The organism is Mycobacterium sp. FW102-FHT13B02 (assembly GCF_058790275.1).
On sequence record NZ_JBYTCM010000021.1, the window covers coordinates 14,309 to 40,494 of the forward strand.

General features: G+C 67.5%; 23 protein-coding genes. 12 read left to right on the forward strand and 11 right to left on the reverse strand.

Annotation, left to right across the window (positions count from 1 at the left end):
• Nucleotides 1-25: 25 nt before the first annotated feature.
• Together AC3WTE_RS26145 and treS are read right to left on the reverse strand one after the other, a co-directional pair.
• The gene (locus AC3WTE_RS26145) at nucleotides 26-1,291 is read right to left on the reverse strand and encodes a maltokinase N-terminal cap-like domain-containing protein (RefSeq protein ID WP_492442239.1); all 1,266 of its coding nucleotides are present in this window, start codon (nucleotides 1,289-1,291) and stop codon (nucleotides 26-28) included.
• On the reverse strand, nucleotides 1,291-3,027 hold the full coding sequence (gene treS / locus AC3WTE_RS26150; RefSeq protein WP_492442241.1) for a maltose alpha-D-glucosyltransferase: 1,737 nt from the start codon (nucleotides 3,025-3,027) through the stop codon (nucleotides 1,291-1,293). The genes AC3WTE_RS26145 and treS overlap by 1 nt, the downstream gene beginning before the upstream one ends.
• Before the next feature lie 38 nt (nucleotides 3,028-3,065).
• On the opposite strand from treS, the gene AC3WTE_RS26155 reads away from it, so the two are divergent.
• The 6 genes from AC3WTE_RS26155 (at nucleotide 3,066) to AC3WTE_RS26180 (ending at nucleotide 9,631) form a co-directional block, all read left to right on the forward strand.
• Nucleotides 3,066-3,866 (forward strand): HugZ family pyridoxamine 5'-phosphate oxidase, encoded by an 801-nt coding sequence (locus AC3WTE_RS26155; protein WP_492442243.1) that lies wholly within the window; start codon nucleotides 3,066-3,068, stop codon nucleotides 3,864-3,866.
• Between the two features lie 10 nt (nucleotides 3,867-3,876).
• Nucleotides 3,877-4,446 carry an orotate phosphoribosyltransferase gene (locus tag AC3WTE_RS26160; RefSeq protein ID WP_138233152.1) on the forward strand — a complete coding sequence of 190 codons (570 nt, stop codon included), beginning with the start codon at nucleotides 3,877-3,879 and terminating at the stop codon, nucleotides 4,444-4,446.
• A gap of 60 nt (nucleotides 4,447-4,506) precedes the next feature.
• Nucleotides 4,507-5,109 (forward strand): hypothetical protein, encoded by a 603-nt coding sequence (locus tag AC3WTE_RS26165; protein ID WP_492442245.1) that lies wholly within the window; start codon nucleotides 4,507-4,509, stop codon nucleotides 5,107-5,109.
• Complete coding sequence (locus tag AC3WTE_RS26170) at nucleotides 5,109-5,510, forward strand: TIGR03668 family PPOX class F420-dependent oxidoreductase (protein ID WP_459367490.1); 402 nt, start codon at nucleotides 5,109-5,111, stop codon at nucleotides 5,508-5,510. Before AC3WTE_RS26165 ends, AC3WTE_RS26170 begins: the two co-directional genes overlap by 1 nt.
• Before the next feature lie 146 nt (nucleotides 5,511-5,656).
• Nucleotides 5,657-7,705 carry an elongation factor G gene (locus AC3WTE_RS26175; protein ID WP_492442247.1) on the forward strand — a complete coding sequence of 683 codons (2,049 nt, stop codon included), beginning with the start codon at nucleotides 5,657-5,659 and terminating at the stop codon, nucleotides 7,703-7,705.
• A gap of 120 nt (nucleotides 7,706-7,825) precedes the next feature.
• Nucleotides 7,826-9,631 carry a hypothetical protein gene (locus AC3WTE_RS26180; RefSeq protein WP_492442248.1) on the forward strand — a complete coding sequence of 602 codons (1,806 nt, stop codon included), beginning with the start codon at nucleotides 7,826-7,828 and terminating at the stop codon, nucleotides 9,629-9,631.
• Nucleotides 9,632-9,690: 59 nt separating this feature from the next.
• Here the strand turns inward: AC3WTE_RS26180 and car (AC3WTE_RS26185) are convergent, their stop codons facing one another.
• The 3 genes from car (AC3WTE_RS26185) to AC3WTE_RS26195 all read right to left on the reverse strand — a co-directional run bounded on the left by car (AC3WTE_RS26185) (nucleotide 9,691) and on the right by AC3WTE_RS26195 (nucleotide 17,961).
• Nucleotides 9,691-13,215, reverse strand: coding sequence for a carboxylic acid reductase (gene car / locus AC3WTE_RS26185; RefSeq protein WP_492442249.1), 3,525 nt, complete (start codon nucleotides 13,213-13,215; stop codon nucleotides 9,691-9,693).
• Nucleotides 13,216-13,387: 172 nt separating this feature from the next.
• Nucleotides 13,388-16,936: a carboxylic acid reductase gene (gene car / locus AC3WTE_RS26190; protein ID WP_492442251.1), complete on the reverse strand. Its 3,549-nt coding sequence runs from the start codon at nucleotides 16,934-16,936 to the stop codon at nucleotides 13,388-13,390.
• Between the two features lie 101 nt (nucleotides 16,937-17,037).
• Nucleotides 17,038-17,961 carry a DMT family transporter gene (locus tag AC3WTE_RS26195; RefSeq protein ID WP_492442253.1) on the reverse strand — a complete coding sequence of 308 codons (924 nt, stop codon included), beginning with the start codon at nucleotides 17,959-17,961 and terminating at the stop codon, nucleotides 17,038-17,040.
• A 215-nt stretch (nucleotides 17,962-18,176) separates the two neighbouring features.
• Between AC3WTE_RS26195 and AC3WTE_RS26200 the strand changes: the two genes are divergently transcribed.
• Nucleotides 18,177-18,911: an SDR family oxidoreductase gene (locus AC3WTE_RS26200; protein WP_492442255.1), complete on the forward strand. Its 735-nt coding sequence runs from the start codon at nucleotides 18,177-18,179 to the stop codon at nucleotides 18,909-18,911.
• On the opposite strand, the gene AC3WTE_RS26205 is transcribed toward AC3WTE_RS26200, so the two are convergent.
• From AC3WTE_RS26205 to mrf, 4 genes are all read right to left on the reverse strand, one after another.
• Nucleotides 18,908-19,135 (reverse strand): hypothetical protein, encoded by a 228-nt coding sequence (locus AC3WTE_RS26205; RefSeq protein WP_492442257.1) that lies wholly within the window; start codon nucleotides 19,133-19,135, stop codon nucleotides 18,908-18,910. The two genes, AC3WTE_RS26200 and AC3WTE_RS26205, sit on opposite strands and share 4 nt — an antisense overlap.
• A 110-nt stretch (nucleotides 19,136-19,245) precedes the next feature.
• The gene (locus AC3WTE_RS26210; protein WP_459367544.1) at nucleotides 19,246-20,295 is read right to left on the reverse strand and encodes a zinc-dependent alcohol dehydrogenase family protein; all 1,050 of its coding nucleotides are present in this window, start codon (nucleotides 20,293-20,295) and stop codon (nucleotides 19,246-19,248) included.
• A gap of 49 nt (nucleotides 20,296-20,344) precedes the next feature.
• Complete coding sequence (locus AC3WTE_RS26215) at nucleotides 20,345-21,436, reverse strand: esterase family protein (protein ID WP_492442394.1); 1,092 nt, start codon at nucleotides 21,434-21,436, stop codon at nucleotides 20,345-20,347.
• A 185-nt stretch (nucleotides 21,437-21,621) separates the two neighbouring features.
• Nucleotides 21,622-22,809: a ribosome hibernation factor-recruiting GTPase MRF gene (mrf, locus tag AC3WTE_RS26220; RefSeq protein WP_492442259.1), complete on the reverse strand. Its 1,188-nt coding sequence runs from the start codon at nucleotides 22,807-22,809 to the stop codon at nucleotides 21,622-21,624.
• Nucleotides 22,810-22,912: 103 nt separating this feature from the next.
• Here mrf and rpmB point away from each other — a divergent pair, with 103 nt between their 5' ends.
• The 4 genes from rpmB to rpsR are packed head-to-tail and all read left to right on the forward strand — an operon-like array spanning nucleotide 22,913 to nucleotide 23,859.
• Complete coding sequence (gene rpmB, locus AC3WTE_RS26225; RefSeq protein WP_492442261.1) at nucleotides 22,913-23,149, forward strand: 50S ribosomal protein L28; 237 nt, start codon at nucleotides 22,913-22,915, stop codon at nucleotides 23,147-23,149.
• Nucleotides 23,150-23,314, forward strand: coding sequence for a 50S ribosomal protein L33 (gene rpmG / locus AC3WTE_RS26230; RefSeq protein WP_043402332.1), 165 nt, complete (start codon nucleotides 23,150-23,152; stop codon nucleotides 23,312-23,314).
• 6 nt (nucleotides 23,315-23,320) lie between these two features.
• Nucleotides 23,321-23,626: a 30S ribosomal protein S14 gene (rpsN, locus tag AC3WTE_RS26235; protein WP_492442263.1), complete on the forward strand. Its 306-nt coding sequence runs from the start codon at nucleotides 23,321-23,323 to the stop codon at nucleotides 23,624-23,626.
• The gene (gene rpsR, locus AC3WTE_RS26240; RefSeq protein ID WP_492442265.1) at nucleotides 23,626-23,859 is read left to right on the forward strand and encodes a 30S ribosomal protein S18; all 234 of its coding nucleotides are present in this window, start codon (nucleotides 23,626-23,628) and stop codon (nucleotides 23,857-23,859) included. The genes rpsN and rpsR overlap by 1 nt, the downstream gene beginning before the upstream one ends.
• Here rpsR and AC3WTE_RS26245 read toward each other — a convergent pair.
• Together AC3WTE_RS26245 and AC3WTE_RS26250 are read right to left on the reverse strand one after the other, a co-directional pair.
• Entirely contained in the window at nucleotides 23,856-24,707 is an 852-nt protein-coding gene (locus AC3WTE_RS26245; RefSeq protein WP_492442267.1) for a rhomboid family intramembrane serine protease, read from the reverse strand. The genes rpsR and AC3WTE_RS26245 overlap by 4 nt on opposite strands.
• 16 nt (nucleotides 24,708-24,723) lie before the next feature.
• On the reverse strand, nucleotides 24,724-25,500 hold the full coding sequence (locus AC3WTE_RS26250) for an acyl-CoA thioesterase (protein WP_492442269.1): 777 nt from the start codon (nucleotides 25,498-25,500) through the stop codon (nucleotides 24,724-24,726).
• Nucleotides 25,501-25,556: 56 nt separating this feature from the next.
• On the opposite strand from AC3WTE_RS26250, the gene AC3WTE_RS26255 reads away from it, so the two are divergent.
• Nucleotides 25,557-26,183 (forward strand): class I SAM-dependent methyltransferase, encoded by a 627-nt coding sequence (locus AC3WTE_RS26255; protein WP_492442271.1) that lies wholly within the window; start codon nucleotides 25,557-25,559, stop codon nucleotides 26,181-26,183.
• Nucleotides 26,184-26,186 lie beyond the last annotated feature (3 nt).

The following is a 26,186-nucleotide window of genomic DNA, read 5'->3' on the forward strand; positions in this document are numbered from 1 at the left end:
CGGCCATCGTCAGCGGTTAGTGCACCTAACCGCTGACGATGTTCGCGATCGCCCCCAGCGGCAGGTCCAGCCAGTGCGGCCGGTGCCGAGCCTCGTACCCGGCTTCGTACACCGCTTTGTCGAGTTCGTAGGCGGCGAGCAGTTCAGCATCAGGATCGGTACCGCCGCCCTCCGCGTAACCCGCGCAGAACGCGGTCCGGTTGCGGTCGGCCCACTCGCGGGCGCGCGCGGCGAGCTGCTTGCGGCGCTGCTCGTTGCCGCCACCCTCGGTCAGCCGCTGGAATGCCGCGTACTGATAGGACCGCAGGATGCCCGCGACGTCGCGCAGCGGGGAATCCGGCGCCCGGCGCTGATCCAGGTCCTGCCCGGGTTCGCCTTCGAAGTCGATGAGCAGCCAGGTCTCGGGGGTTCTCAATACCTGCCCCAGATGCAGATCGCCGTGAATCCGTTGCACCGTGATCGGCTGGCCCTCGAGCGCGCGGTAGCGGCCCTCGATGGCTGCGGCGAACTCGCGGACCTGCGGCACCGACGCGGCCACCGCTGCCAGCCGCTCGAGCATCGTCTCCACCGGGAACAGCGCCGGGGCCGTGCCCAGCTCGGCAGCCAGCGTGGCGTGCACCGCCGCGACGGCCTGCCCCAGCCGCTCCGACTCCCCGGCGAAGTCGCCGCCGACCTCGTCGGCGTACAGGTCACCTTCGGCGTACAGGTCGCGGGTACTGGCGACGGCCATGTTCCAGCCCTCGGCGGCGTTGTCGGCGAAGCGGGCCAGCATGCCCAGCGCGGTCTCCGGGCCTCCTGCCAGCGACATCGTGCCCAGCAACGGCGCCACGTGAGGGTTGCCTGCCCGGCTCAGCACCCGCGTCAGCTCGATGTCTGGATTCACCCCGGGCGTCACCCGGCGGAACACCTTGAGAATCGCGGCTTCGTCGAACACGACGCTGGTGTTGCTCTGTTCGGCGCCCATCACGCGCGACGTCTCGCCCGCCGGCAGCTCGGCATCGGGTTCCGCGGCGAACGAGACCGGACCGATCGTCGCGGACTCGGCGATCAGGCGCAGCAGCAGGTGCGCGACTTCAGGGTCACTCAGCGCATCACCGACCTCGCCGTCGTCGTGGCGCAGCAGCACCTGGTACCGCTCGCCGGGGCCGTCGGCATAGCTGACGTCGAGCAGCACCAGGTCGACGTCGGCACGTAGGGACACCGTCAGCGCCGGTTCGACGCCGGTCAGTTCGCGGTTGCGGCCGGCGTACCAGCGTTGCTGGGTCAGGTATTCGATCAACTCTGGATCCATCACGGCTCCTCACCGACAGGCGCGCGCAACGAGAACCAGTAGAAACCATGCCCGGGCAGCGTCAACAGGTACGGCAGGTCCCCGATGCGGGGAAACTCGACTCGCCCGGTCAGTTCAACCGGGGTGTAGCCGTTCCAATGCTGCAGGTTCAGTTCGATCGGTTGGGGAAAACGCGACAGATTGTTGACGCAGAGAACAGTGTCCACTTCACCATCGTCGGCGTGCTCGCGCACGTACGTCAGCGCCGACGGGTTGGACCCGCCGAGTTCCCTGAACGAGCCGACGGCGAACGCGTCATGCCGCCGCCGCACCGCGAGCATGGTGCGCGTCCAGTTGAGCAGGGAATTCGACGTGTCGCGCTGGGCCTCGACGTTCACCGCCTGATAGCCGTAGACCGGGTCCTGGCTCGGCGGCACGTACAGCCGGCCGGGGTTGGCGGTCGAGAACCCGGCATTGCGGTCGGGCGACCATTGCATCGGGGTCCGGACCCCGTCGCGGTCGCCCAGCCAGATGATGTCGCCCATGCCGATCTCGTCGCCGTAGTACAGCACCGGGGACCCGGGGAGCGACAGCAGCAGCGCGGTGAACAGTTCGGTCTGGTTGCGGTCGTTCTCCAGCAGCGGGGCCAGGCGGCGACGGATGCCGACGTTGGCCTTCATCCGGGGATCCTTGGCGTACTCCGAGTACATGTAGTCGCGCTCGTCGTCGGTGACCATCTCCAGGGTCAGCTCGTCGTGATTACGCAGGAAGATGCCCCACTGCGCCAGGTCAGGTATCGGTGGGGTCTGGCCCAGGATCTCCGAGATCGGGAAGCGGGACTCCCGGCGGACCGCCATGAAAATCCTTGGCATGAGCGGGAAATGGAAGGCCATGTGGCATTCGTCGCCGCCGGTATCGGGGTCGCCGAAGTACTCGACGACGTCGGCGGGCCACTGATTGGCCTCGGCCAGCAGGACCCGGCCGGGGAACTCGTCGTCGATCACCTTGCGGCAGCGCTTGAGGAAGGCATGCGTCTCGGGCAGGTTCTCGCAGTTGGTGCCCTCGCGCTCGAACAGGTACGGCACCGCGTCCAGCCGGAACCCGTCGATGCCCAGGCTCAGCCAGAAGCGGAGCACGTCGATCATCGCTTCCTGCACGGCTGGGTTGTCGTAGTTCAGGTCGGGCTGGTGCGAGAAGAACCGGTGCCAATAAAACTGTTTCCGGACTGCGTCAAACGTCCAGTTGGACTCCTCGGTGTCGACGAAGATGACGCGCGCGTCCTGGTACTTCTCGCTGGTGTCGCTCCACACGTAGTAGTCGCCGTAGGGCCCGGTGGGGTCGCGGCGGGATTCCTGGAACCATGCGTGGGTGTCCGAGGTGTGGTTCATCACCAGGTCGGTGATGACGCGGATTCCGCGCCGGTGCGCGGCGTCCAGCAGGGCGACGAAGTCGTCGACGGTGCCGAACTCGGGCAGCACCTTGTAGAAGTCGCGGATGTCGTAGCCGCCGTCACGCAAGGGCGAGTCGTAGAAAGGTGGCAACCAAATACAGTCGACACCAAGCCATTTCAAGTAGTCGAGTCGCTCGGTCAGACCTCGAAGGTCACCTGAGCCGTCAGCGTCTGAGTCGTAGAAGGCGCGGACCAACACCTCATAGAAAACCGCACGCTTGAACCAGGTGCGGTCCTCAGGGAGGACCCGCGCATGTCCGAAGTCCGCGGCGCTTGGATGTTCCACACCACCGCCCGAGGCATCCATCGATCACTAACGTACCCGCGACTGAGTAGGGTGCAAACGTGGCGACGCGCGATCATGGTGACCCAGGTGATGCCCCGACGATCCCGCCGCCGCTGGCCGCAATCGTCAATCCGACGCGACCGTCGGCCGCCGAGGAAGCCCGCACCATCGCGGCCTCGACCAACACCGGAACCCTGGCCACGCTGACGGCCGACGGCGGCCCGTGGGCGTCGATGGTCACGTATGGACTGTTGGACGGCGCGCCGGTGCTGTGCGTCTCGAATCTGGCCGAACACGGCCGCAATCTGGCCGGTGATCAGCGGGCCAGCATCTCGATCATCGCGGCGAGTACCGACAAGGACCCGTTGGCCGGTGGCCGGGTGACCCTGGCCGGACGGGTGGCGCAACCCTCCGATGACCAGCGCGACGCGGCGCGGACCGCCCACGTGGCCGCGGTCCCGGCCGCGAAGTATTACATCGACTACAGCGATTTCGCCCTGTGGGTGCTGCACGTCGACCGGGTCCGGTGGGTCGGTGGCTACGGCCGCATGGATTCGACGACGGGCGCGGATTACGCAGCGGCCCAACCAGATCCGGTGACGCCGTCGGCGGCCGGGGCCATCGCGCACCTCAACGCCGACCATGCGGACTCGCTCGCGGCGATGGCCAGGGTGCTGGGCGGATACCCCGACACCGAGTCGGCCACCTGCACCGGCGCCGACCGCTACGGCCTGGATTTGCGGGTCAATACCGCCCGAGGCATGGCCTACACCCGCATCGGATACGCCGAGCCGCTGCAGTCCATCGACGAATTGCGTTCGGCGACGGCCGAATTGGCACGGCTGTCCCGGCAGGCATAGCATTCGCACCATGTCTGATCGCCCCGCAAGCTGGGAAGCCGCCTTCGACCTGATCCGCACCCGCGGCTACGAACGCCGTGAGGAGCCGTTCCGGCTGGCCAGCGGACAGCTGAGCCACGACTACATCGACGGCAAGTTCGCCATCGACAACGGCGTCAGCCTCACGGTCGTCAGCAAGGCGGTGGCAGAACTGGCCGCGCTGCGCGGCATCGAGTTCGACGCCGTCGGCGGCCTGACCATGGGCGCCGACCCGCTGGCGCACGGTGTCGCGATGGTCACCGGCAAGGCTTGGTTCTCGGTGCGCAAGGAACAGAAGTCGCGCGGGCGTGAGCAGTGGATCGAGGGCACCCGCATCGAACCCGGGATGCGGGTGCTGCTGGTCGACGACGTGATCAGCACCGGCGGCTCCACGGAGATCGCCTACGAGCGCGTCACCTCCGTCGGCGCCGTGGTCACCGGAGTCATCCCGATGGTCGACCGGGGCGACATCGCCACCGAGCGTTTCGCCAAGCGCGGCGTGCCGTTTGCCGCGCTGGTCAGCTACCGCGATCTCGGCATCGAACCGGTCAAGGACGTCTAAAGCGCGGACACGCGCGCCGATACCGAGCAATTGGCGCGAGCCACCCCTAGCATCTGGAAGGTGGCTGACAGCGACGACGCAGAGCGCGATCCATCACCGGGTGGAGTGCTGGAATCGTCCGTCGAGGCGGCCGGCGGCGACCCGGACACTGATCCGTTCCGCGCGGTCGACCCGGGCCCGCATGGCACCGGACCGTTTGCCGGCCCGACGACCGGCTCGTTCGCCATCCCCGAGCCGGAGCCGACGGGCGACACCTTCGACGCCTTCAACACCGACACCTGGCGCTTCCGTCAGCCGCCGCCGCCCTGGTATCGGAGGAAAGACGCGCGGCTGCTGCTTATCGCGGTGGCGGTGGCGGTGGTCGCCCTCGTGGTCTCGCTGGTAGTCCTGGCCACGCGCCGGGACTCCAGTTCTGATCAGCCGACGCCGGTGGAGCCATCGACAACGACGACCACCACGACAACGACGACGGGCACGCCGCTCACCTCGTCGACCACCACTGCGGTGCCCCCGCCCCCGCCACCCCCGGCCGAGCCACCGCCCGCAGCGGCGCCGCCTGCCGGGCATGCCCCGGCTGAGTCGGCCACCCCGACGGCGCGCGGACCGGAGATCAACGTGACCCGGATGCCCATGAGCGTCGCCCCGAACCCGCACCACCGCTGATGTCTGATCCCGCCGCCCTCTTCTCCGCCGCGCCCGTCGCGGTGCTGGCCACGGTGTCCGGCGAGGGCCAGCCGCATGTGGTCCCCGTGGTCTTCGCGGTCAGCGGCGACCTGCTCTATACGGCTGTGGACGCCAAACGGAAGTCGACGCAACATCTGCGGCGGCTGGACAACATCGCGGCCAACCCGCGCGTGAGCCTGCTGGCCGAGCAATACGACGACGACTGGTCCCACCTCTGGTGGGCCCGGGCCGACGGCATCGCCACGGTGCATCCGAGCGGCGACGAGATGGCCATCGGCTACTCATTGCTGCGGGCCAAGTACCACCAGTACGACCGGGTGGCCCTGGACGGCCCGGTGATCCGGGTGGCGATCACCCGATGGAGTTCCTGGCACGCTTGAGCCGCATGACGATCAAGCGGCGAGGTACGAGCCGCGATGTGGGGGCACCTCCCGCTTGCGGGGGAGAATGCGGCAAGTGCATTGAGCCTTGTGCCGGACCTCGCGTCAGGAGCATGGTGGACGTGAGTCGTCGATAGGGGCACGCCATGGCGGACAAGTCGAATAACTCATCTGGCGCCGCACCCTGCGCGGACAGTCCGGCGTCGATCCGAAATGTGGTTCTGGTCGGGCCATCTGGGTCCGGTAAGACCACTCTGGTCGAGGCCCTGCTGCTCCATGCGGGCGTGCTGACGCGGGCGGGGTCGGTGCTCGACGGCACCACCGTCTGCGACCACGAGCCGGCAGAAGTCGAACAGCAGCGGTCGGTGGGGTTGGCCTTGGCGTCCCTGCAGCACGGGTCGGTGAAGGTCAATGTCCTGGACACCCCGGGCTACGCCGATTTCGTCGGCGAGTTGCGGGCCGGGCTACGGGCTGCCGACTGTGCCTTGTTCGTGATGGCCGCCAACGACACGGTGGATGCTGCCACCAAGGCGTTGTGGCGGGAATGCGCTGACGTCGGCATGCCGCGCGCCGTGGTGGTGACCAAGCTGGATCACGCGCGCGCCACGTTCGCCGGCGCGGTGGCGTCCGCGCAGGAGTCCTTCGGGGACAAGGTGATTCCGCTGTATCTGCCGGAAGGGGACGGGCTGGTCTCGCTGCTCGCGGACGACGCGACGCTGATCGAGGGCATCATCGAAGAGTCCGAGGACGAGACTCTGATGGAGCGCTACCTGGGCGGCGAGCAGATCGACAACGCGGTGCTGGTTGCCGACCTCGAGCGAGCGGTGGCCCGCGGTTCCTTCTTCCCGGTGATCCCGGTGTGCAGCACGACCGGGATCGGCGCCGCCGAACTTCTCGACGTCATCGTCCGCGGATTCCCCTCTCCCCCAGAGCATGTGCCACCGCAGGTGTTCACCCCGGCCGGCGTGGAAACGCCCGCGCCCGCCTGCGATCCCGACGCACCACTGCTGGCAGAGGTGGTGAAGACGACGTCAGACCCGTACGTCGGCAAGGTCAGTCTGGTCCGGGTGTTCTCCGGCACCATCAGGCCCGACACGACGGTTCACGTGTCGGGCCATTTCAATTCATTCGTCGATTCGGCCGCAGGGTGTGCCGAACACGAGGACCACGACGAAGACGAGCGCGTCGGCGCCCTGTCTTTTCCGCTGGGCCGCAAGCAGCGTCCGGCCGCCGAGGTGATCGCCGGCGACATCTGCGCGATCGCGCGACTGACCTGCGCCGAGACCGGGGATACCCTGTCGGACAAGGCATCCCCGCTGGTCTGCCGACCCTGGACCATGCCGGCGCCGTTGCTCCCGATGGCGGTCGTGCCGCACGCCAAGACCGACGAGGACAAGCTGTCGGTGGGGCTGGCCCGGCTGTCCGCCGAGGATCCGACGCTGCGCATCGAGCAGAACCCACAGACCCACCAGATCGTGTTGTGGTGCATGGGCGAAGCCCACTCCGCGGTGGTGCTCGACGCGCTATCGCGGCGGTTCGGCGTCGCGGTCGACACCACAGAGCTGCGGGTACCGCTGCGGGAGACGTTCGGCGGCAACGCAAAAGGGCACGGACGGCACGTCAAACAATCCGGCGGACACGGGCAGTTCGCGGTGTGTGACATCACCGTCGAGCCGCTGTCCGAAGGAGCCGGATTCGAGTTCGTCGACAAGGTGGTGGGCGGCGCGGTGCCGCGCCAGTTCATCCCGAGCGTGGAGAAAGGTGTTCGCGCGCAGATGGACCGGGGCATCTGTGGGTACCCGATGGTCGACATCCGCGTGACGCTGCTGGACGGCAAGGCGCACAGCGTGGATTCGTCGGACTACGCCTTCCAGCTCGCGGGCGGCCTGGCGCTGCGCGAGGCGGCCGCCGCCGCTTCGGTGAACCTGCTCGAACCCATCGACAGCGTGCACATCGTGGTGCCCGACGAAATGGTGGGCGCGGTGATGAGTGACCTGTCCGGGCGGCGAGGTCGCGTGCTGGGCACCGATACGGCAGGCGATTCCTGCACCGGCATCGACGCCGAGATTCCGGAGATCGAACTGACCCGGTACCCGATCGAACTGCGGTCGTTGTCGCACGGAGCCGGGTCGTTCACCCGGTCCTTTGCCCGGTATGAACCGATGCCGGAGGCGGTGGCGGCGCGGGTGCGCTGACCCCGCCGAAGTGATCCACGACTTTGGCAAACCTGATCGTGACTGACATCACCTGATGTCATAGTGTCGTCAGATTCGTGCGCGCGCGGGCGGGCACCAGGGATGTCAAAGGGGACACCGGTGGGGACACAGTCGCGGCTCCGTCTGCGTAAACCCGGTCGCTACCGCCTGGCGGTGATCGCCGCGGCCATGGGTATCGCGGCCGCGACCAGTCAAAACGTCGCGTGGGCCGATACCGGGACCACCGGTTCGCCGGGCACGTCGTCGTCGCAGTCGAGTGCCGCGCACGCAAGTGCGCCGAGAAAAGACGCGCCGCCCAAGCCCACACCGAAGCCGGCCAACAAGGACAAGATGGCCGGCAAGGACTCCAACAAAGACGCCAGCGACTCTGACAAGTCCAGCGCCAAGCAGGACACCGGCACCTCGGCCACCGACGTCAAGCCGGATGCCAAGCCCGACTCGAAGCCCGACCCGAAGCCCGCCACGAAGCCGGGCGTCGAGCCGGATGCCAAGCCCGCGACCAAACCGGTGAAACCCGTCGTCACGCAAAAGGGATCGGATCTGGTCAAACCGGCCGGCGATGCCACGAAGTCGCCGAAGCTCAAGCCGGCCACCGCGAGCGCCCCCGCCAAGGACACCACAGCCGCCGCACCTACTGCCGCCGCGCCGCCGGCCGCGACGAACGCCGCCCCCGCACCCGCCACCACGCCCGCGCCGACCACCCGGCCGGCCGCTCTCGCCGCCGCCACCACCAACACCGTCGGCACTCTGACGACGCCGACGCCACCGCAGCCGCTGAACCCGATCGCTCAGATCATCCAGCTGCCCGGTCGCATCATCAACACGGTGCTGCAGGCGCTGGACCTGACGGTCTCGCAGAGCGGCCCGAAGAGCCCGTTCAACTGGTCACCCGTTTCCGAGGCGCTGTTCGCGGGATTCCGGCGCATCGAGGACATGCTCGGGCTGAGCAAGACCCCCACCTCGGCGCCCGTGGTACCGGAGCTCACCTACACCGGTCCCGCCAGCGGAGACACCCCGACGGTGTCCCAGTTCCTGAACGCCGCAGCCGACGCCTACGTCCTCGGCAGCCAGCCCGGTGACCTGAAACCGTTCACCGTCAACGGTTTTCAGATGCAGACGTTCAACCCACTGTCTGGCGCCGTCGGCAAGGCCTGGGTGACACCCGAGGGGAAGATCATCGTCGCCTACCAGGGCACGACGGGCGGCACCAATCTGCTGTTCCATCCGCTGATCGCGCTGTCGCAGATCTTCACGGACATGCAGATCATCTTCACCCACACCACGCCGCAGGCGTTCTGGGACTCGCTGGCGTTCGAGCGGACGGTCCAGGCCGCGGCCATCGCGCAGGGCTACACCGCCGACGACATCTTCGTCACCGGCCACTCATTGGGGGGTTGGGAAGCGCAGTTCGTCGCCCAGAAGACGGGCCTCGGCGGTATCGGCTTCGAAGGTCCCGGCCTGAATACGTCGGTGCCCGGCAACAACAGCGCAGCACAGAATTTCGTCAACGTGGAGACCTACGGCGACACCGCGGCGTACTTCTCCACCGATCTCCCGGGGCTGCAACCGTTCATGCCGGCTTACGACCCCACCGGCGGCAGCAAGCCGCACTACGGCAACATCGTGATGATCGGCGACCCGAATGCCGTGAACCCGCTGCTCAACGCTTCCACGCTGTGGGGCCCGAACCCGATCAACGACATCGTCTTCGCCGTCGACATCCTCGGCAACTTCTTGGAGCACCACTTGCCCGGTATGCAGGCCTACAACCTCGGCGTGGCACCGGATCCCGGTGTGGTGCCGTGGCTGGGCTCCTACACCGGGTCGATCAACGACTGGGGCAGCCTGGACATCTTCGAACTGCAGCAGGCCGCATCCGATGCCGGTGTCCTGATCGCCCCGTAGTCAGCGATTTGTGCACGGTTTTCCGCGGCAGCCGCGGAAAACCGTGCACAAATCCCGGGTCAGAGCAGGCCGAGCAGCTGCAGATCGGTGATGTACTTGACGATCACCGGCGCAGTCACATGCGGAATGTCCTTGTCCGGGCCCAGCTTTGCCTCCTGCACCGCCTCGCGGAACACCACGACCGGGGCGATGGACCCGTTGTGCGGGTGCTCCGGCTTCTGGTAGTTGTGCAGCAGCGGCAGCAGTGACGCCTGACGCTGCCGGTCCGGCAAGCCGCGCAGCGTGGTCTCGAAGCGGGCCAGCCATTCCGCGTAATCATCAACGCGGGCAATGGAATAGCCGGCTTCGATGAGCCAGTCGACGAACTCGTCCATGCCCAGGCCGTCGGAGTGCGGGTTCATCACGTGGTAGGTGACGAACTCACCGGCGGGCCGTATGCCCAGGGTGTCGACGGCCTCGGCGATGAACTCGACGGGCAGCCCGTCGTAGTGCGCGGCCTGCCGCTTGCCCTCGGCGTCCAGCTCGTAGAAGGACTTCGGGGCAATACCGGTGGCCACCAGCGAGAACATCATGCGGGTGAACATGTCGGGCACGTTCAGCTGCCCCGCGTACGACGTATCGGCCAGGATCATGTCGCAGCGGAACACCGAAACCGGCAGGCCGCAAAGATCATTGGCCTCACGCAACAGCACCTCGCCGGCCCACTTGCTGTTGCCGTAACCGTTCGCGTAGCCGTCGTGCACCGCGCGCACCGGGCTCATCACCCGGACGTCCGCTTCTTCGGTGAATGTGCCCGGCTTCAGCTGATCACCGACACCAATAGTGGAGACGTAGATGTACGACTTCTGCCGGGTGGTCAAGGCGATGCGGATCAGCTCGGCAGTGCCCAGCGCATTGGGACCGAACAGTTCGCTGTACGGCAGCACGTGGTTCACCAGCGCGGCCGGGTCCACGATCACGTCGACCTCGTCCGCCAACCACTGCCAAACCGCCTGCGGCAGACCGAGATTCTCATCGCCCTTGTCGCCGGCGATGACCTCGAGGTGGTCGGCGGCGAGCGCCTGGTAGTGCGCCAGCAGCTTCGGATCACCGGAATCGAAGGTCGCATCCAAACGCGCCCGGGCCTCGTCGTCGGACTTGGCGCGCACCAGGGCGATCACCTTGCCGTCGACCAGGTCCATGCGCTCGAGCCACTCCAGCGCTAGATAGCGGCCCAGGAATCCGGTTGCGCCCGTGAGCAATACAGTCCGGACCTCGGACGCCGGACCCGGCAGCGACGGCGCGGCGGCCAACGTCGCGGCGTCGATGAACTTGTCCAGTGTCAGGTCCGCGGCGCGCACCTCGACGGCGTTCTTGCCGTGCACCGAGGTGAAGCTCGGCCGCTTGGCCCCACCGCTGCGCTCGTTCTCGATGTACGCCGCCAGGGCCGCCAGGTCGTTGGCCGGGCTGACGATGATGCCGACCTGCACCTCGACGCCGAAGATCTCCTCCAGCAGGTTGCCGAAGGTCAACGCGGACAACGAGTCTCCACCGAGGTCGGTGAAGTGCGCATCGGCCGAGACCTCGCCGGACGCACCGAGCAGGGCGCCGGCCGCACGAATGACGGTCGGCAGGGCCGGGCCGTCGGCGCCGTTCTGGCGCAGCGCGCGCAGCTCGTCGGCCTGGCCCGCGGCCAGGCTGGCGTACAGGTCTTCCAGGGCCGGACCGTAATGGGCCTTCAGCTTGGGCCACGCCAGCTTGCGGATACCCGTCAACAGTCCGTTCTCCAGCGAGAACGGTTCGGTCTCGATGATGAAGTCGCGGGGAATCTCGTAGGACTGCAGCTCAGACGCCTTCGCCACGTCCTGCAGTGAATCGCTGATCTGCTGCTTCAATTCCGCGGAATCCCAACGAGCCAAGGCGTCTTCGGTCGGGACCACCACCGCCAGCAGGTACGGCTGGGCGCTGTTGCCGTAGACGTAGATTTGCCGCACCAGCGGGCTGTTGTTGCTGAATGCCGCCTCCAGCTTGGCCAGGGTGACGAACTCACCCTGCGCCAGCTTCAGCACGTTGTTGCGGCGGTCGACGTACTGGATCTGGTCCGGACCGATCTCGGCGACCACGTCGCCGGTGCGGTAGAAACCGTCCTCGTCGAAGACGCTCGCGGTGACCTCGGGCCGCTTGTAATAGCCCGGGAACAGGTACTCGGTCTTCACCAGCAGTTCACCGCGCGGGTACGGCTGGTCGGTCAGGAAGTAGCCCAGGTCGGGCACGTCGACCAGCTTGTAGTCGAGCGTCGGCGGACGCTGGATGACACCGTCGAAGAAGACCATGCCGGCCTCGGTGGAGCCGTAGCCCTCCAACAAGTGGATGCCGAGGAACTTCTCGACCCACGCCTTTAGTTCATCGGTGATGGGCGCCGATCCGGTCATCGCCTTGATGTAGCGGCCACCGATCAGGTTCTGCCGCATGTCGGCCATCACCTGCTGCTCGACGTCGTCGCGCTCGGCCTCGCCGGCGCCGGCCGGAACCAGCTTGTCGACGCGGCTCTGGAACTCCAGGTACAGCATCTCCCAGACGCGGGGCACCAGGTTCAGTTCGGTGGGGCGCGCCAGTGCGAAATCCTCGAGCAGAGTGGACAGGTCACTCTTGGCGGCGAAGTAGACGATGCCGCCGTTGGCCAGGGTGGAGTACAGGATGCCGCGGCCCATGACGTGGCTCATCGGCATGAAGGCCAGGTTGATCGAGGCCTCGCTCGGTCCGAACCATGCCGAGCTGGCGCGCCGCCAGAAGCTCGTCATGTTGCTCTCCGGGTACATCGCGCCCTTGGGCGCGCCGGTCGAGCCGGAGGTGTAGATCAGCAGGGCCAGCGGGTCGGCCTCGTCGGAAACCGGCACGGGCACCGAGGGCAGCTCACGGCCGCGGGCGAGCACGTCGCCGAACGTCTCGACCGTGACGTTCAAGCCGGCCGCGGAGAATGCCGCCTGGGCCCGTTGGATGGCCTCGCGCTCGTCGTCGACCTCGGCGTGGTGGTCGAACACCACGAACCGGGCCGGGGCCGGGCCACCGACGGCGAGTTCGACGGCGTCGGCGACATAGCCCGCGCTCACGGCGATCAGTACCGGTTCGGTCTCGGCGACGATCGGCAGCAGCGACGACGCCGCCGAGCTGGTCTGCAGCGGAACCGACACGGCGCCGATCTGTCCGAGGGCGGTGTCGATGACGGTGTAGTCGATGCTGGTGAAGCCGAGGATCGCGACGCGGTCGCCGGTCTTCACGCCGTCTGCGTGCAGCGCGGCGGCGACGGCGCGGACGCGTTCCCACAGTTCGCCGTAGGTGATGGTGTCGTACTTCGGCAGCAGCCGGCTGACGGTGCGGCCGTTCTCGGTGACGAACTCGACCGCACGCTGCCCCAGCGCGGTCCGGTCGGCGTAACCCTCCAGAACGGTCTTGACGATCTCGGGAAGTCGCATACCGGGCTTTTCGACCGACCGAGCCACCGACTCGATCGGGACGGCCGCGGCGAACTGCGGATCATTGGCGGATAGTTCGGCGATCCGGCGGGCGAGCCCGTCAGAGGCACTGTCGGCATGGTCAATCGACATGAAGAAACCTCACGAAAAAATCGAAATCTCGAATGGGTACGCCCCGTTGCATGCCCACTAATTGAATGACGCTGGCGCGGCCACCGTTGTTCCGGCGACTTCCTGCCAGTTCCCTGTGATTTGTGCACGATTTGGTGCGGTGACCGCACCAAATCGTGCACAAATCACCAAGTCAGAGCAGACCCAGCAACTCCAGGTCGGTGATGTACTTGACGATCACCGGGGCACCGATGTGCGGAATGTCCTTGTCCGCACCGATTTTCGCGTTCTGCACCGCAGCCCGGAACCGCTCGACCGGGGCAATGGACCCCCGCACCGGGTAGCTGGGCTGCTGGTAGTTGTGCAGCAGCGGCAGCAGTGACGCCTGGCGCTGCCGGTCCGGCAGGCCGCGCAGACCCGTCTCGAACCGGTCCAGCCAGTCGGCGTAATCATCAACGCGGGCAATGGAATAGCCGGCTTCGATGAGCCAGTCGACGAACTCGTCCATGCCGATACCGTCGTCGTACGGGTTCATCACGTGGTACGTCTCGAACGTCGAGTCGGACTCGCCGGCCGCGACCTGCACCGCCAGCGTCGAGATGGACTCGGAGACGAACTCGACCGGTAGCCCGTCGTAGTGGGCACGCTGGCGCTGACCGGAGGCGTCCAGCTCGTAGAACGACTTCGGCGCGATGCCGGTGGCCACCAGCGAGAACATCATGCGGGTGAACATGTCGGGCAGGTTCAGCTGGCCCGCATACGTGGTGCCGGCCAGGATCATGTCGCAGCGGAACACCGAAACCGGCAGGCCGCAAAGGTCATTGGCCTCACGCAACAGGACCTCGCCGGCCCACTTGCTATTGCCGTAGCCGTTCGCGTAACTGTCATCCACCGACCGCACGGCGCTCATCACGCGCACATCTGCGGCTTCGAGGAACTCGCCGGGCGCGACGCCGCCGCCGACCGCGATGGTCGAGACGTAGGCGAACGGCTTGATCCGGGTGGTCAGGGCGATGCGGATCAGCTCGGCGGTGCCCAGGGCGTTCGGGCCGAACAGTTCGCTGTACGGCAGCACGTGGTTCACCAGCGCGGCCGGGTCGACGATGACATCGACGGTGTCGGCCAGTCGTTGCCAAACCTCGTGCGGCAGGCCAAGGTTGGCTTCACCCTTGTCGCCGGCGATGACCTCGAGGTGGTCGGACAGCGACCGATAGTGGGCCAGCAGCTTCGGGTCGCCACTGTCGAACGTTGCGTCCAACCGGGCGTGGGCGTCGGCGTCGGACTTGCCACGGACCAGGCAGATGACCTTGCCGTCGACCAGGTCCATGCGCTCGAGCCACTCCAGCGCCAGATAGCGGCCCAGGAATCCGGTTGCGCCCGTGAGCAATACAGTCCGAACCTCGGACGCTGGGCCGGGCAGCGACGGCGCGGCGGCCAGCGTCGCGGCGTCGATGAACTTGTCCAGTGTCAGGTCCGCGGCGCGCGCCTCGGTGGCGTTCTTGCCGTGCACCGTGGAGAACGTCGGCCGCTTGCTACCGGGCGCGCGCTCCCCTTCGATGTAGGCCGCCACGCCCGCCAGGTCGGTGGCCGGGCTGACGATCACGCCGACCGGCACCTCGACCTCGAAAATCTCCTCCAGCAGGTTGCCGAAGGTCAACGCCGACAACGAATCTCCACCCAGGTCGGTGAAGTGGGCATCGCCCGTCAGGTCCGAGCCGGCCGCGCCCAGGGTCGCTCCGACAGCACGCAGCACGGTCTCGAGCACCGGCGCGTCGGACGTGCGCAGGGACCGCAACGCCCGCAACTCAGCCGCCTGCCCTTCAGCCAGTTCGGCGTACAGCTGCTCCAGTTCGGCGCCGTACCGGGCCTTCAGCTTCGGCCAGGCCAGCTTGCGCACACCCGTCAGCAGCCCGTTCTCGAGCGAGAACGGCTCGGTCTCGATGATGAAGTCGCGGGGAATCTCGTACGACTGCAGTCCAGACTCGCGGGCCACTGCCTGCAGCGCGTCGGCCAGCTCGGGACGCAAGGCTTCCGGGCCGGAAACCCCGGCCAGGGCCTCAGCCGACGGCACGATCACCGCCAGCAGGTAGGAGCGAGAACTGTTGCCGTACACGTAGATCTGGCGAATCAGCGGGTTGGTGCCGAAAGCGGCTTCCAGCTTGGACACCGTCACGAACTCGCCCTGCGCCAGCTTCAGCACGTTGTTGCGGCGATCCAGATATTGCAGGTGGTCGGGGCCGAGTTCGGCGACGATGTCGCCGGTGCGGTAGAAGCCGTCCACGTCGAACACGTCGGCGGTCACGTCGGGCCGCTTGTAGTAGCCCGGGATCAAATCGGTTGACTTCAAGAGCAATTCGCCACGCGGATACGGGCGGTCGGTCGAGAGGTAGCCGAGCTCTGGCACATCGACCAGCTTGTAGTCGAGGACCGGCGGCCGGCTCAGGTGGCCGCTGACCATGACGCCGCCGGCCTCGGTCGAGCCGTAGGCCTCCATCAGCTCCAGCCCGAGGAACTTCTGCACCCAGGCCTTCAGCTCGGGCGAGATCGGTGCCGACCCCGTCATGGCAACGAGCTGTCGCCCACCGATCAGGCTGACGCTCCGTTCGTCCAGCACCTGCTGCTCGGAGACGCCGTCGAGCGCCCGGCGGTCGACCTCGCTCTGCACTTCTTGGTGGATCATCTCCCAGACCCGGGGCACGAAGGTCATCTGCGTCGGCCGGACCAGCGCGATGTCCTCCAGCAGGGTCGACAGGTCACTCTTCGCAGCGAAGTACACGGTGCCGCCGTTGGCCAAGGTGCGGTAGACGGTGCCGCGACCCATCATGTGGCTCATCGGCAGGAAGCTCAGGACGATCGAGGGCAACGTGGGCTGCTGGCTCACCAAGCCGGTCCGCCAGGCGTTGGTGACGAGCCGCTCGGGATACATGGCGCCCTTGGGGGTGCCGGTGCTGCCAGAGGTGTAGATCAGCACCAGCAGTGGGTCTGGGTCGGCGGACCAGGCGGGCTCGACGGCCGGAAGCGCGGTCCCGCGTGCCACCATCTCGGCGAAAGTCTCGACCACCACGCCGCGCTCGGCCAACCGGGTCGCGGCCCGCTCGACGGCCTCGCGCTCATCGTCGACCTGGGCGTGGTGGTCGAACACGACCACCCGGGTCAGCGCGGCGCTCGCGCCGGATACCAATTCCACGGCGTCGTCCAGGAACTTCACGTCGGCGAACAGCGCCCGCGGCTCGGTCTCATCGAGGATCGGGCGCAGCTGATCGGCGGGCGCACTGGTCTGCAGCGGAACGGCGACGACGCCGGCGCGGGCCAGGGCCGTATCGATGATCGTGTATTCGGCACTCGTGAAGCCGAGCATGGCGACCCTGTCGCCAGCGGCGACGATTGGCTGACCGCCGCCGGGGACGTTGTCGTCTGTGCCGGTGAGCAGCGCGTTGTCCACGGCCTGGATCTGGCGCCAGGCCTCGCCGAAGCTGACGGTGTCGTAGCGCGGCAGGAGGCGGGAGACGGTGCGGCCGGCGTCGTCGGTCACGTATTCGACGGCGCGCTGTCCGAGCGCGGGCCGGTCGGCGTAGGCCGCCATGACGGCGCGGATCATCTCGGGCAGCCGGATGCCGGGCTCTCCGAGGGCGGCGGCGACCCCGGGGAGGGGCAGCGCGGCGGCAAGTTGAGGGTCGGTGGCGCAGAGGTCGGCGACGCGCTGCGTCAGCTCGTCAGGAAGTGCGGTCTGTTCGTTCGCCATAAGTACCTCATCACTATCAGTTCGACCAGCGTCGCCAAATACAACGTTAGCAAAACTAAAGATATGCCTAGCCGGGTCTGTGACGAACCGCACTGCTCGGCTCAGCGCTCCGAGGTGGGCTGCACCGGTTGCGGAGTGATCGGCGGAACCACCTTCGTGCCCGCCTGCGTTTCGTACGCGCCTTCGTCCCGGCCCAGGGCGATGGTCGCCGCCGCCATGGCACCGATGGAGGCGACCAGCGCCACGGCTTCGACTCCGGTCGTGTCGAAGCCCTCTCCGAGCACCAGTGCACCGAGTACGACGGCCACCACCGGCTCCAGCACGAGCATGGTCGGAACCGACGTCTGCAGCGCACCGGCGTGGAATGCGGACTGCTGCAGCACGGTCGCCACCGCGCCCAAGATGATGAGCAGGTACGGCGCCGGCGTCGTGAGCAGGCCCAGCCAGCCCCGGTGCTGGAGGATCGCCATGAAGATCTTGGTGACCACGGCGACGACGCCGAACAGCACGCCGACACCGACAGCCAACAGGACAGCGCGCGCCCAGCCGCTGCATCGCAGCGCCAGCACCACGCACCCGACGATGAGCGCGGCGCACACCGCGGCCACCAGCACGATCACCCCTGGCGAGGCCAGGTGTTCATCGCGTTCGGGCCGGGCCAGCACGACGAATCCCGCCAGCCCAACGGTCAGCAGTCCGGCCCACAGCCACTCACCGCGGGTCACCCGGCGGTGCGCCTGATGGGCACTGAGCGGCAGCGCGAACAGCAGTGCCGAGACCAGCAGAGGCTGCACCAACAGCAGAGACCCGTGCGCCAACGCCAGCGCCTGGAAGACGTAGCCGGCGACTGCCGCGCCGGTGCCGGCCCACCACAGGCGGCGGCTCAGCAGCGTCGACAGCATGACGACGCTGACGCCGTGTTCAGGCGGCACATCGATGGTCGCGCGCTGCCGGACCACGATGCCAACGGCAGCGCACACGGCCGCGCACAGGGCGAACAGCACCACGAGTCCGTGTTGAATCAACGGAGACGTCCGATCAGCGTGGCCGCGTATCGCGCCACAGATCTCACCGGAAACATCACGCCCAAAGGGTAGTCGAGCGGGACTATCTGTCCCACTCGCGAGCGCGCGGCCGCCCATCGCGACCGCCCCTCCCGCCTCGAGACGGGCTGACCGACACACTTACCGTTACCTTAAATTTCTCTTATCTTTCTTATTTTTGAGGTACGGTCGGTCTCATGCACCCAAGGATCGCTCTCGTCACCGGCGCGTCCCGCGGCATCGGAGCCGCCGTGGCCGGGCAGCTGGCCGGACCCGGCACCCACGTCCTGGTGAACTACCGAGAGAAGGCCAAGCGTGCCAGCACCATCGTGGATGGCATCCGCGCAGCCGGCGGACAGGCGTCCGCCATCGGCGCCGACGTGTCCGACGCCGCCGCGACCAAAGAAATGATCGACCGGATCGACAGCCGCTTCGGGCGCCTGGACATCTTGGTGCTCAATGCGTCCGGTGGTCTGGAGTTCGGCGCCGCACCCGACTACGCGATGCGGCTGAACCGCGATGCCCAGCTGCGACTGGTCGACTTGGCACTCCCCCTGATGCCCGCCGGCGCTCAGATCGTCTTCGTCACCAGCCACGAGGCCCACTGCTACCCGCACCTGCCGGTGCCCGACAGATACGGACCCATCGCCGCCAGCAAGAGGGCCGGCGAGAACGCGCTACGTGCGCTACGACCCGAATTCGACCGGTGCCGAATCGGATTCACCGTCGTGTCGGGCGACATGATCGAAGGCACCATCATCGCCCGCCTTTACGAACGCCGAGATCCCGAGGCCGTCGGCGCACGCCGCAGCCAAGGACCGCTGCCGACCATCGAGGAATTCGCCACCGCCATCACCACCGCCGCCAGGGGTCGCGACCTGCGTGACACCGTGTACGTCGGGGGCGCGGACCACCTGGTCCTGCCCGCCTAGGGCGGATTGGTCGTCGTGGTGAGGCCCGAGTCATATCCGCCGGCGCGGACATTCGCCGGCGGCGGAGAAGTGAACGGAAACTGCGAACTGACCGCGACCCCGTTCTTGGCCAAGGTGATACCGCCGTCGGAGACACCGCCGTCATGACCGACGGCCAGCGCGGCCGCCGCGACAACTGCCGCACCGCCGATCACCAGCCCGGCTGTTTTGATGTTGATGCGCATCGCTCGTCCCTCCATCGCCCCGGAGACGCCTTCAACGCAAACGCTACGAGCCAAGTCTGGCAATGACATTGGAGGCACCGGCCACCTGCCTGTGGCCCACGCGCCGGCAATCAGGGCTCGAGCAGCACCTTGATGGCCGTGCGCTGATCCATCGCGGTGTACGCGTCGGCGACCTGTGCGAGCGGTAGGGCCAGGTCGAAAACCCGGCCGGGCTCGATGGCCCCGGACAACACGTCCGGCAGCAGCTCGTCGAGGTAGGGCCGGACGGTCGCCATGCCGCCCGCGACGTGGATGTTCGTGTTGAACAGTTGGCGCATCGGCAACTCGGGTGCGCCGGCGGGCACGCCGACGAACCCCAGATGGCCACCGGGACGGACCGCGCCGAGCGCCTGGCGCATCGAATCCTTGGTGCCGACGCACTCCAGCACCGAGTCCGCACCGATCCCGCCCAACATTTCCTCGATGGCCGCGATCCCCTCATCGCCACGTTCGGCAACGATGTCCGTCGCCCCGAAGGCGCGGGCCAGATTCTGCCGGTCTTCGTGCCGAGACATCGCGATGATCCGTTCCGCACCGAGGCGTTTCGATGCCAGCACCGCACACAGCCCGACGGCGCCGTCGCCGACGACCACCACCGTGGCGCCGGGGTGGACGTTCCCGGCCCGTGCGGCATGATGCCCGGTGGACATGACGTCGGCGAGGGTCAGCAGGTGCGGGTACAGCGCGGCGTCGGGCGCTTCCGGCACCGTGAACAGGGTGCCGTCGGCGAAGGGCACGCGGACGTACTGTCCCTGCGCCCCGTCGAGCGGTTCACCGGATCGGGTGGCCCCGCCCCAGACCCCGAAATTCACGCACGAGGTGGTGATCCCGTTGCGGCAGTGCACGCACGTGCCGTCGCTGTCGGTGAACGGCGAGATCACGAAATCCCCGACGCGCACGTTCTTCACCTCGGCGCCAACGGCTTCCACGATCCCGATGAATTCATGCCCGATCGGGTGCGGTGCAGTCGTCGGCGCGACGCCGCGGTACGGCCACAGGTCCGAACCGCACACGCAGGTCCGCACCACCCGGACCACTGCGTCTCCCGGTGACTGAATCTGCGGATCGGGGCGCTCCTCGAGTCGAATGTCGCCCGGCCCGTAGATGATCGTGGTCTGCACGGCTGCCCGCCCTTTCAGGTGTCGTTTCCGACCCCCGAGTCTTGCGGATTTAGCCCGTCGGCGCGAGCACCAGGCCACCGGTGGTGGCCGGAGCAGGTGCGACAGGAGCCGGGACGGCGGCCGGAACCGCAGCAGGCACCGCGACCGGGACCGCGGCAGCGACAGGAGCCGGTGCCGGCACCGCGACCGGAGCCACCGCAGGTGCGGGAGCCGGAGCCGGAGCCGGGGCGGCCGGCGGCGGTACCGGAGCGCCGACACCGAGCACGCGCAGCAGGTCCGGCTTCATGGCCTGCAGCTGCTGGCCCCAGTAGCCCCAACTGTGGGTGCCGTCCTGCGGGAAGTTGAAGACCGCGTTGCGGCCACCGGCCTGCTGGTACAGCTTCTGGAAGTCCCTGTTGGAGCTGATCGTGAGGTTCTCCAGGAACTGCGCGCTGTACAGAATGCCCATGTCGCCCGGCGTATCGAGGTCGGACGGCATGCCGTTGCCGCAGTACACCCAGATGGCGGTGTTGTTGGCCACCAGCTGCTGCACGTTGACGGTCGGGTCATTGCGCCGCCAGGCCGGATCGCTGGCGATGCCCCACATCTGGGTCGGGTTGTACCCGCCGGCGTCCTTCATCGCGAAGCCGATCAGGGTCGGCCACAGGCCTTGCGAGGGGTTGAGGAAGCCCGACAGCGAGCCCGCGAAGATGAACTGCGCCGGGTGCCAGATGGCCAGCGTCAGCGCGGAACCACCCGACATCGACAGACCGACTACGGCGTTGCCGGCCGGCTGCACGCCCCGGTTCGCGGCCAGCCAGGCCGGCAGCTCCTGGGTCAGGAACGTCTCCCACTTGTAGGTGATGACGCCGTTGTTGTTGGTGGCCGGCTGGTACCAGTCGCTATAGAAGCTGGACTGACCGCCGACGGGCATCACCATCGAGATGCCCGACTGGTAGTACCACTCGAACGCGGCGGTGTTGATGTCCCAACCGCTCTGGTCGTCCTGGGCGCGCAGTCCGTCGAGCAGGTACACCGCGTGCGGTCCGCCGCCCTGGAACTCGACCTTGATGTCACGTCCCATCGCCGGCGACGGAATATTGAGCACCTCAACCGCTTTCGCGGCAGCGTGCGCCTGCGGCAGTGCCGCGGGCATCGCCATTGCCGGGACCGCCAGGGCAGCGACGGCCGCCACCGCGAGCCGGCGCAGTTTCGCGCCGAAATTCTTGCCAACCAGAGTCGCCAACACGTAGTGAAAACTAACGCCGGGGCGCGCCGGCTCGGCCGACCAACGCGCGGTGTGATCGCCTCGTTACCAAGGCGTTTGGATATCGAGTCCCGAACAACTCACGCCGCGCCGTGATCAGTGCCGTCACTGACGACGGTCACGTCGCCGGCGGTGCACGGCTCCTGGTGCCAGTCCCCGAACGGGTCCGGGTAGCCGGACCAGGCGCCGCGCGCGGCGAATTCCTCGTCGGTCAGCAAGGCGCCGCCCAGCGCAGCGGTGACGTCAGCGGGGCGGGCACCGCACACCAGCATCGTCATCGCGGTGTGCCGGTCGCCGAAGTCCTTGTCCCACATCAGGTCAGCCAGGGCCCGGCGTTCGAGGTCCAGGTAGGCCGCTTCGCTGACCGTCATGGCGGCGACCCACCGGCCGGCGTTGCTCACCCGCAGGCCACCGCCCGCCGACTCCAGCCACATGACGTGATCAGCCCTGTTGGCCAGCCACATCCGGCCACGCGTCCGGATCACGCCGTCCAGGAGATGATCGATGGCGTCGTGCAGACGTTCGGGGTGAAACGGCCGCCGCGCGTTGAACTCGACAATCTGAACGGGCCCTTCAGCATTGAGGCTGGGCTGCCCGGCGAGCAGCGGTCCGTGCGGTTCGTCGCCGCGGCCCAGCCGGGCATCGGGCCGCAAGGTGCGCAACGCGTCCTCGACCATGTCGGGCTCGGTGACCAGCTGCGCTCGCGGTGCCAGCCGGCGACAGACCGCCAGTAGCACGGGTTCGGCGTGGGTCACCACGATGACGTCGGCGAACTCAGCCTGCCCCACCGCCACCTGGGCGACGGTCCGGCCGTCGGGCAGTTCGTCGTCGCCCAGCGCGTCGGTGAGCCAGTCGGCGGCTTCGACGCACGTCACCACGCCGGCAATCGCCACGTCCCGGGCGGCCGGGCCGTCGATGTATCCGGGACCGACGTGGACGCGTACATGGTTGATGGCCCAGCAGATCGGCTCGGGCTCCATCCACGGTTCCAGGTGCACCACGATTCGGTGGACGTCGTCGCGCCGGTGCAGCAGGCGCAGGTAGATCAGCAGGTCGCCCCGGACGGTGCAGGACACGCAGCCGTGAGCCAGTTCCAGCGCCGTTTCGGTCTCGTTGACGATGCCGTGCGGTGCGGTGACGGTGCGACGGCGCACGACGTGACCGTCGAACTGATGCTCCACGAGCACCGTGCCCGGTCCCTTCAACAGTTCCTCGGTCACGTATCCGGTCGGTCCCTGACCAGCCACGACGATCACCGGCGTCCGCATCGCCACTCCTTATCGATAATCATTTTCAATTCTGTCGCCGCCACGCTACAGTGGCGACCGGCACTTGTCGAAAACGATTTTCATTAACGATAGGGCGGAAGACATGTCAGCGCACTGCCAGGTGACCGGGCGCAAACCCGGCTTCGGCAACACGGTTTCCCACTCCAACCGGCGCACCTCGCGTCGGTGGAACCCGAACATCCAGAGCAAGACCTACTACCTGCCCTCGGAGGGCCGGCAAATCCGGCTCCAGGTCAGCGCCAAGGGCATCAAGGTGATCGACCGGGACGGCATCGAAGCCGTCGTGGCCCGGCTGCGTCGGGACGGGGTGCGAATCTAGATGTCCCGCACCGATATCCGCCCCGTGGTGAAGCTGAAGTCCACCGCGGGCACCGGCTACACCTACGTCACCCGCAAGAACCGGCGCAACGATCCCGATCGGCTGGTGCTGCGCAAGTACGACCCGATCATCCGCAAGCACGTCGACTTCCGAGAGGAGCGCTGAGCCGCCATGGCCAAGAAATCGAAGATCGCCAAGAACGAGCAGCGCCGGCTGACCGTCGCGCGCTTTGCCGAGCGCCGGACCGAACTCAAGGCAATCATCAAGTCCCCGTTGAGTACCGCCGACGAACAGGCCGCGGCCATGCGGGAACTGGCCCGTCAGCCGCGTGATGCCAGCGCGGTGCGGGTGCGCAACCGGGACGTGGTCGACGGCCGTCCGCGGGGCCACTTGCGCAAGTTCGGGCTGTCCCGCGTCCGGGTGCGGGAACTGGCGCACGAAGGACAACTGCCCGGCATCCGGAAAGCGAGCTGGTGATGGCACAGCGCAAGACCGTTCGGCGGCCGCTCGAAGCGAAACGGCCCACCACGAACATGTTCACCAAGCTCGGGATCGAGCGCCTCGACTACAAGGACACCGCCATACTGCGGCAGTTCATCTCCGAACGCGGCAAGATCCGGTCCCGGCGCGTGACCGGCCTGACCGTCCAGCAACAGCGGCAGGTCGCCACCGCGATCAAGAACGCCCGGGAGATGGCGCTGCGCCCCTAACTCGGGATCATCCCGTACATCGTCTGTAGCTGCTGCGTCCGCAGCAACACCAAGCCCACGAACAGTACGAGCAACACCGTGGTCACCGAGATCAGCGCCAGGAGCCGTTGCCGCGAAGGCACATAGGCGAAAACTGCTGCCACCAAGGTGCCGGTGACCAACCCGCCGACGTGACCCTGCCAACTGATCGCCTGCGAGCTGACAGCAGGCACCACGAAGGTGATCACCAGATTGATGACGATGAGCAACGCGATACCGCGGACCTGAAGCTGCAGCCGCCGGAAGAGGACGAACGTCGCGCCGAACAAGCCGAAGATCGCGCCCGAGGCACCGGCGGTACCCGAATTCAGCGGTGACAGCAAGTACACCAGGACCGCCCCACCGAGGCCACTGAGCGCGTACAAGATCCCGAAGCGAAGCCGGCCCAGCCATTGCTCCAACTGCGGACCCACCGCCCACAGCGCCCACATGTTGAAGAGGATGTGCGCCAGGCCGTAGTGCAGGAAGGCAGATGTCACCAAGCGGTAGTACTGCCCGTAGACGGCAACCCCGGGCGGCCACAGCACCAGATCCTGCTGCATCTGCACCGAGGTGTGCTGAAGCACGAACATCACCACGTTGACCGCGATCAGCGCGTAGGTCACGAGCGAGCCCTTGGAGATCCGGCCGCCGAAATGGGTCCGGGCTTGCCGCACCGACTGCTTGCCCTCATTGACGCACTCCGGGCACTGCTGGCCGACCGCAGCCGACGTCATGCAGTCCGGGCAGATGGGACGGCCGCACCGGCTGCAGCTCACGTACGTCGGTCGGCTGGGATGCCGGTAGCAGGTCGGCGTCGGGACGGTCATTGAGTGATCTTCCGGGCTACAGCCGCCACAGGGCTTCCTGGCTGGTGCTGGCGATCAGCACCCCACCAGTGTCGTACAGGGCTCCGGTGACCAGCCCTCGGGAGTCGGTGTTGTTCAGCCGGGTGACCTCGTAGCGGTGCCAGTCGTGCGGGACGAACGGCCGGTGGAACCACACCGCGTGGTCCAGGCTCGCCGCGAATCCGTCGTGCAGATCCGTTCCGTCGGGCCGCGCGACGGGCACCGGGCCGAAGTCCGACATGAAGGTCAGCGCGGCGGCCCGGATCAGCGCATCGTCCTCGATCTGGTCTCTGGTGCGAATCCAGAACGGCGGCACGGCGAACGCGCCGGCGTCTTCCGGCCGCACCCGGATATCGAAATGGTCGGCGGCAGCCAGGTTCGGCGCCTTCGGCACGGCGGCGTCGAACTCGAGACCCACCACTTCGGGACGCTGCCAGTCGGCGCCGGGCTCGGCCACATGGAACGACGCGATCATCTCCAGGATCGTCTTGCCGTGCTGCCGCGCGGTGACGCGACGGGTGTCGAAGGACCGGCCGTCCCTGGTCCGTTCCACGTGAAACTCCACGTCGACCCCGTATTGGCCACCGCGGACGAAGTAGAGGTGCAGCGACTGCGGCAGCTTGTCGGGCTCGACGGTACGACCGGCCGCACCGAGCGCCTGCGCGGCGATCAGCCCACCGAACAAGGACCGTCCGGGCCCCTCCGTCGGCTGCGGTGCGATGAAGGTGTCACCGTCGCGCGCGAAGTCCAGAAGTTGGGCGATCCAGGAACTCATAAGGCGGCAGCGTAGCTATCCGCGTCCGAGCTGCGGCGACGCCTAGGCTTACGTTCATGGTTCAACGCCGGGGATTCAACGACACCGTCACCCGATTCTGGGGCTTCGCCGCCCCCGCCTATGACACCCAGGTACTCCAGCGCATCGTCTACCAGCCCGCGCAGGACGAGGTGCTCGCGCAGCTCCGCGCGCACGGCGCCCTGACCGTCGCCGATATTGGCTGCGGGACCGGCATTTTCGCCGACCGGATCGAACGCGAGCTCCATGCCGTGGTCACCGGCGTGGACATGTCCGAGGGCATGTTGGCCCAGGCCAAGGCCCGGTCCTCAAAGGTCAACTGGGTCACCGCGCCCGCCGAGGAGCTGCCGTTCAACGACGGTGCGCTGGACGCCGTGGTCACGACGTCGGCGTTCCACTGGTTCGACCAACCGGCGGCCCTGCGGGAGTTCCACCGCGTGCTCAAGCCCGGCGGGATCGCGGCCGTCACCACCATCAGCCCACGGCAGGTGCTGCCATTTCACGTGTTGTCGTCACACATTCTGAACCCCGCCCACAACCCGTCGCCCGCAGAGATGAAAAAGCTGTTCGAGGGCGCCGGCTTCACCGTGTCTGAGCAGCACCGGGTGAAGCGGCCGGCGTGGACGCTCGTCGTGTCCGACCTGCTGACCGTCGGAACGAAGTAGCCG

Bases quoted from the DNA above. Each gene is read 5' to 3' on its own strand.
- AC3WTE_RS26145 (WP_492442239.1), bottom strand. From the start codon at position 1,291: ATGGATCCAGAGTTGATCGAATACCTGACCCAGCAACGCTGGTACGCC.
- treS (WP_492442241.1), bottom strand. From the start codon at position 3,027: ATGGATGCCTCGGGCGGTGGTGTGGAACATCCAAGCGCCGCGGACTTC.
- AC3WTE_RS26160 (WP_138233152.1), top strand. From the start codon at position 3,877: ATGTCTGATCGCCCCGCAAGCTGGGAAGCCGCCTTCGACCTGATCCGC.
- AC3WTE_RS26170 (WP_459367490.1), top strand. From the start codon at position 5,109: ATGTCTGATCCCGCCGCCCTCTTCTCCGCCGCGCCCGTCGCGGTGCTG.
- AC3WTE_RS26175 (WP_492442247.1), top strand. From the start codon at position 5,657: ATGGCGGACAAGTCGAATAACTCATCTGGCGCCGCACCCTGCGCGGAC.
- car (WP_492442249.1), bottom strand. From the start codon at position 13,215: ATGTCGATTGACCATGCCGACAGTGCCTCTGACGGGCTCGCCCGCCGG.
- car (WP_492442251.1), bottom strand. From the start codon at position 16,936: ATGGCGAACGAACAGACCGCACTTCCTGACGAGCTGACGCAGCGCGTC.
- AC3WTE_RS26200 (WP_492442255.1), top strand. From the start codon at position 18,177: ATGCACCCAAGGATCGCTCTCGTCACCGGCGCGTCCCGCGGCATCGGA.
- AC3WTE_RS26205 (WP_492442257.1), bottom strand. From the start codon at position 19,135: ATGCGCATCAACATCAAAACAGCCGGGCTGGTGATCGGCGGTGCGGCA.
- AC3WTE_RS26215 (WP_492442394.1), bottom strand. From the start codon at position 21,436: ATGGCGATGCCCGCGGCACTGCCGCAGGCGCACGCTGCCGCGAAAGCG.
- mrf (WP_492442259.1), bottom strand. From the start codon at position 22,809: ATGCGGACGCCGGTGATCGTCGTGGCTGGTCAGGGACCGACCGGATAC.
- rpmB (WP_492442261.1), top strand. From the start codon at position 22,913: ATGTCAGCGCACTGCCAGGTGACCGGGCGCAAACCCGGCTTCGGCAAC.
- rpmG (WP_043402332.1), top strand. From the start codon at position 23,150: ATGTCCCGCACCGATATCCGCCCCGTGGTGAAGCTGAAGTCCACCGCG.
- rpsN (WP_492442263.1), top strand. From the start codon at position 23,321: ATGGCCAAGAAATCGAAGATCGCCAAGAACGAGCAGCGCCGGCTGACC.
- rpsR (WP_492442265.1), top strand. From the start codon at position 23,626: ATGGCACAGCGCAAGACCGTTCGGCGGCCGCTCGAAGCGAAACGGCCC.
- AC3WTE_RS26245 (WP_492442267.1), bottom strand. From the start codon at position 24,707: ATGACCGTCCCGACGCCGACCTGCTACCGGCATCCCAGCCGACCGACG.
- AC3WTE_RS26250 (WP_492442269.1), bottom strand. From the start codon at position 25,500: ATGAGTTCCTGGATCGCCCAACTTCTGGACTTCGCGCGCGACGGTGAC.
- AC3WTE_RS26255 (WP_492442271.1), top strand. From the start codon at position 25,557: ATGGTTCAACGCCGGGGATTCAACGACACCGTCACCCGATTCTGGGGC.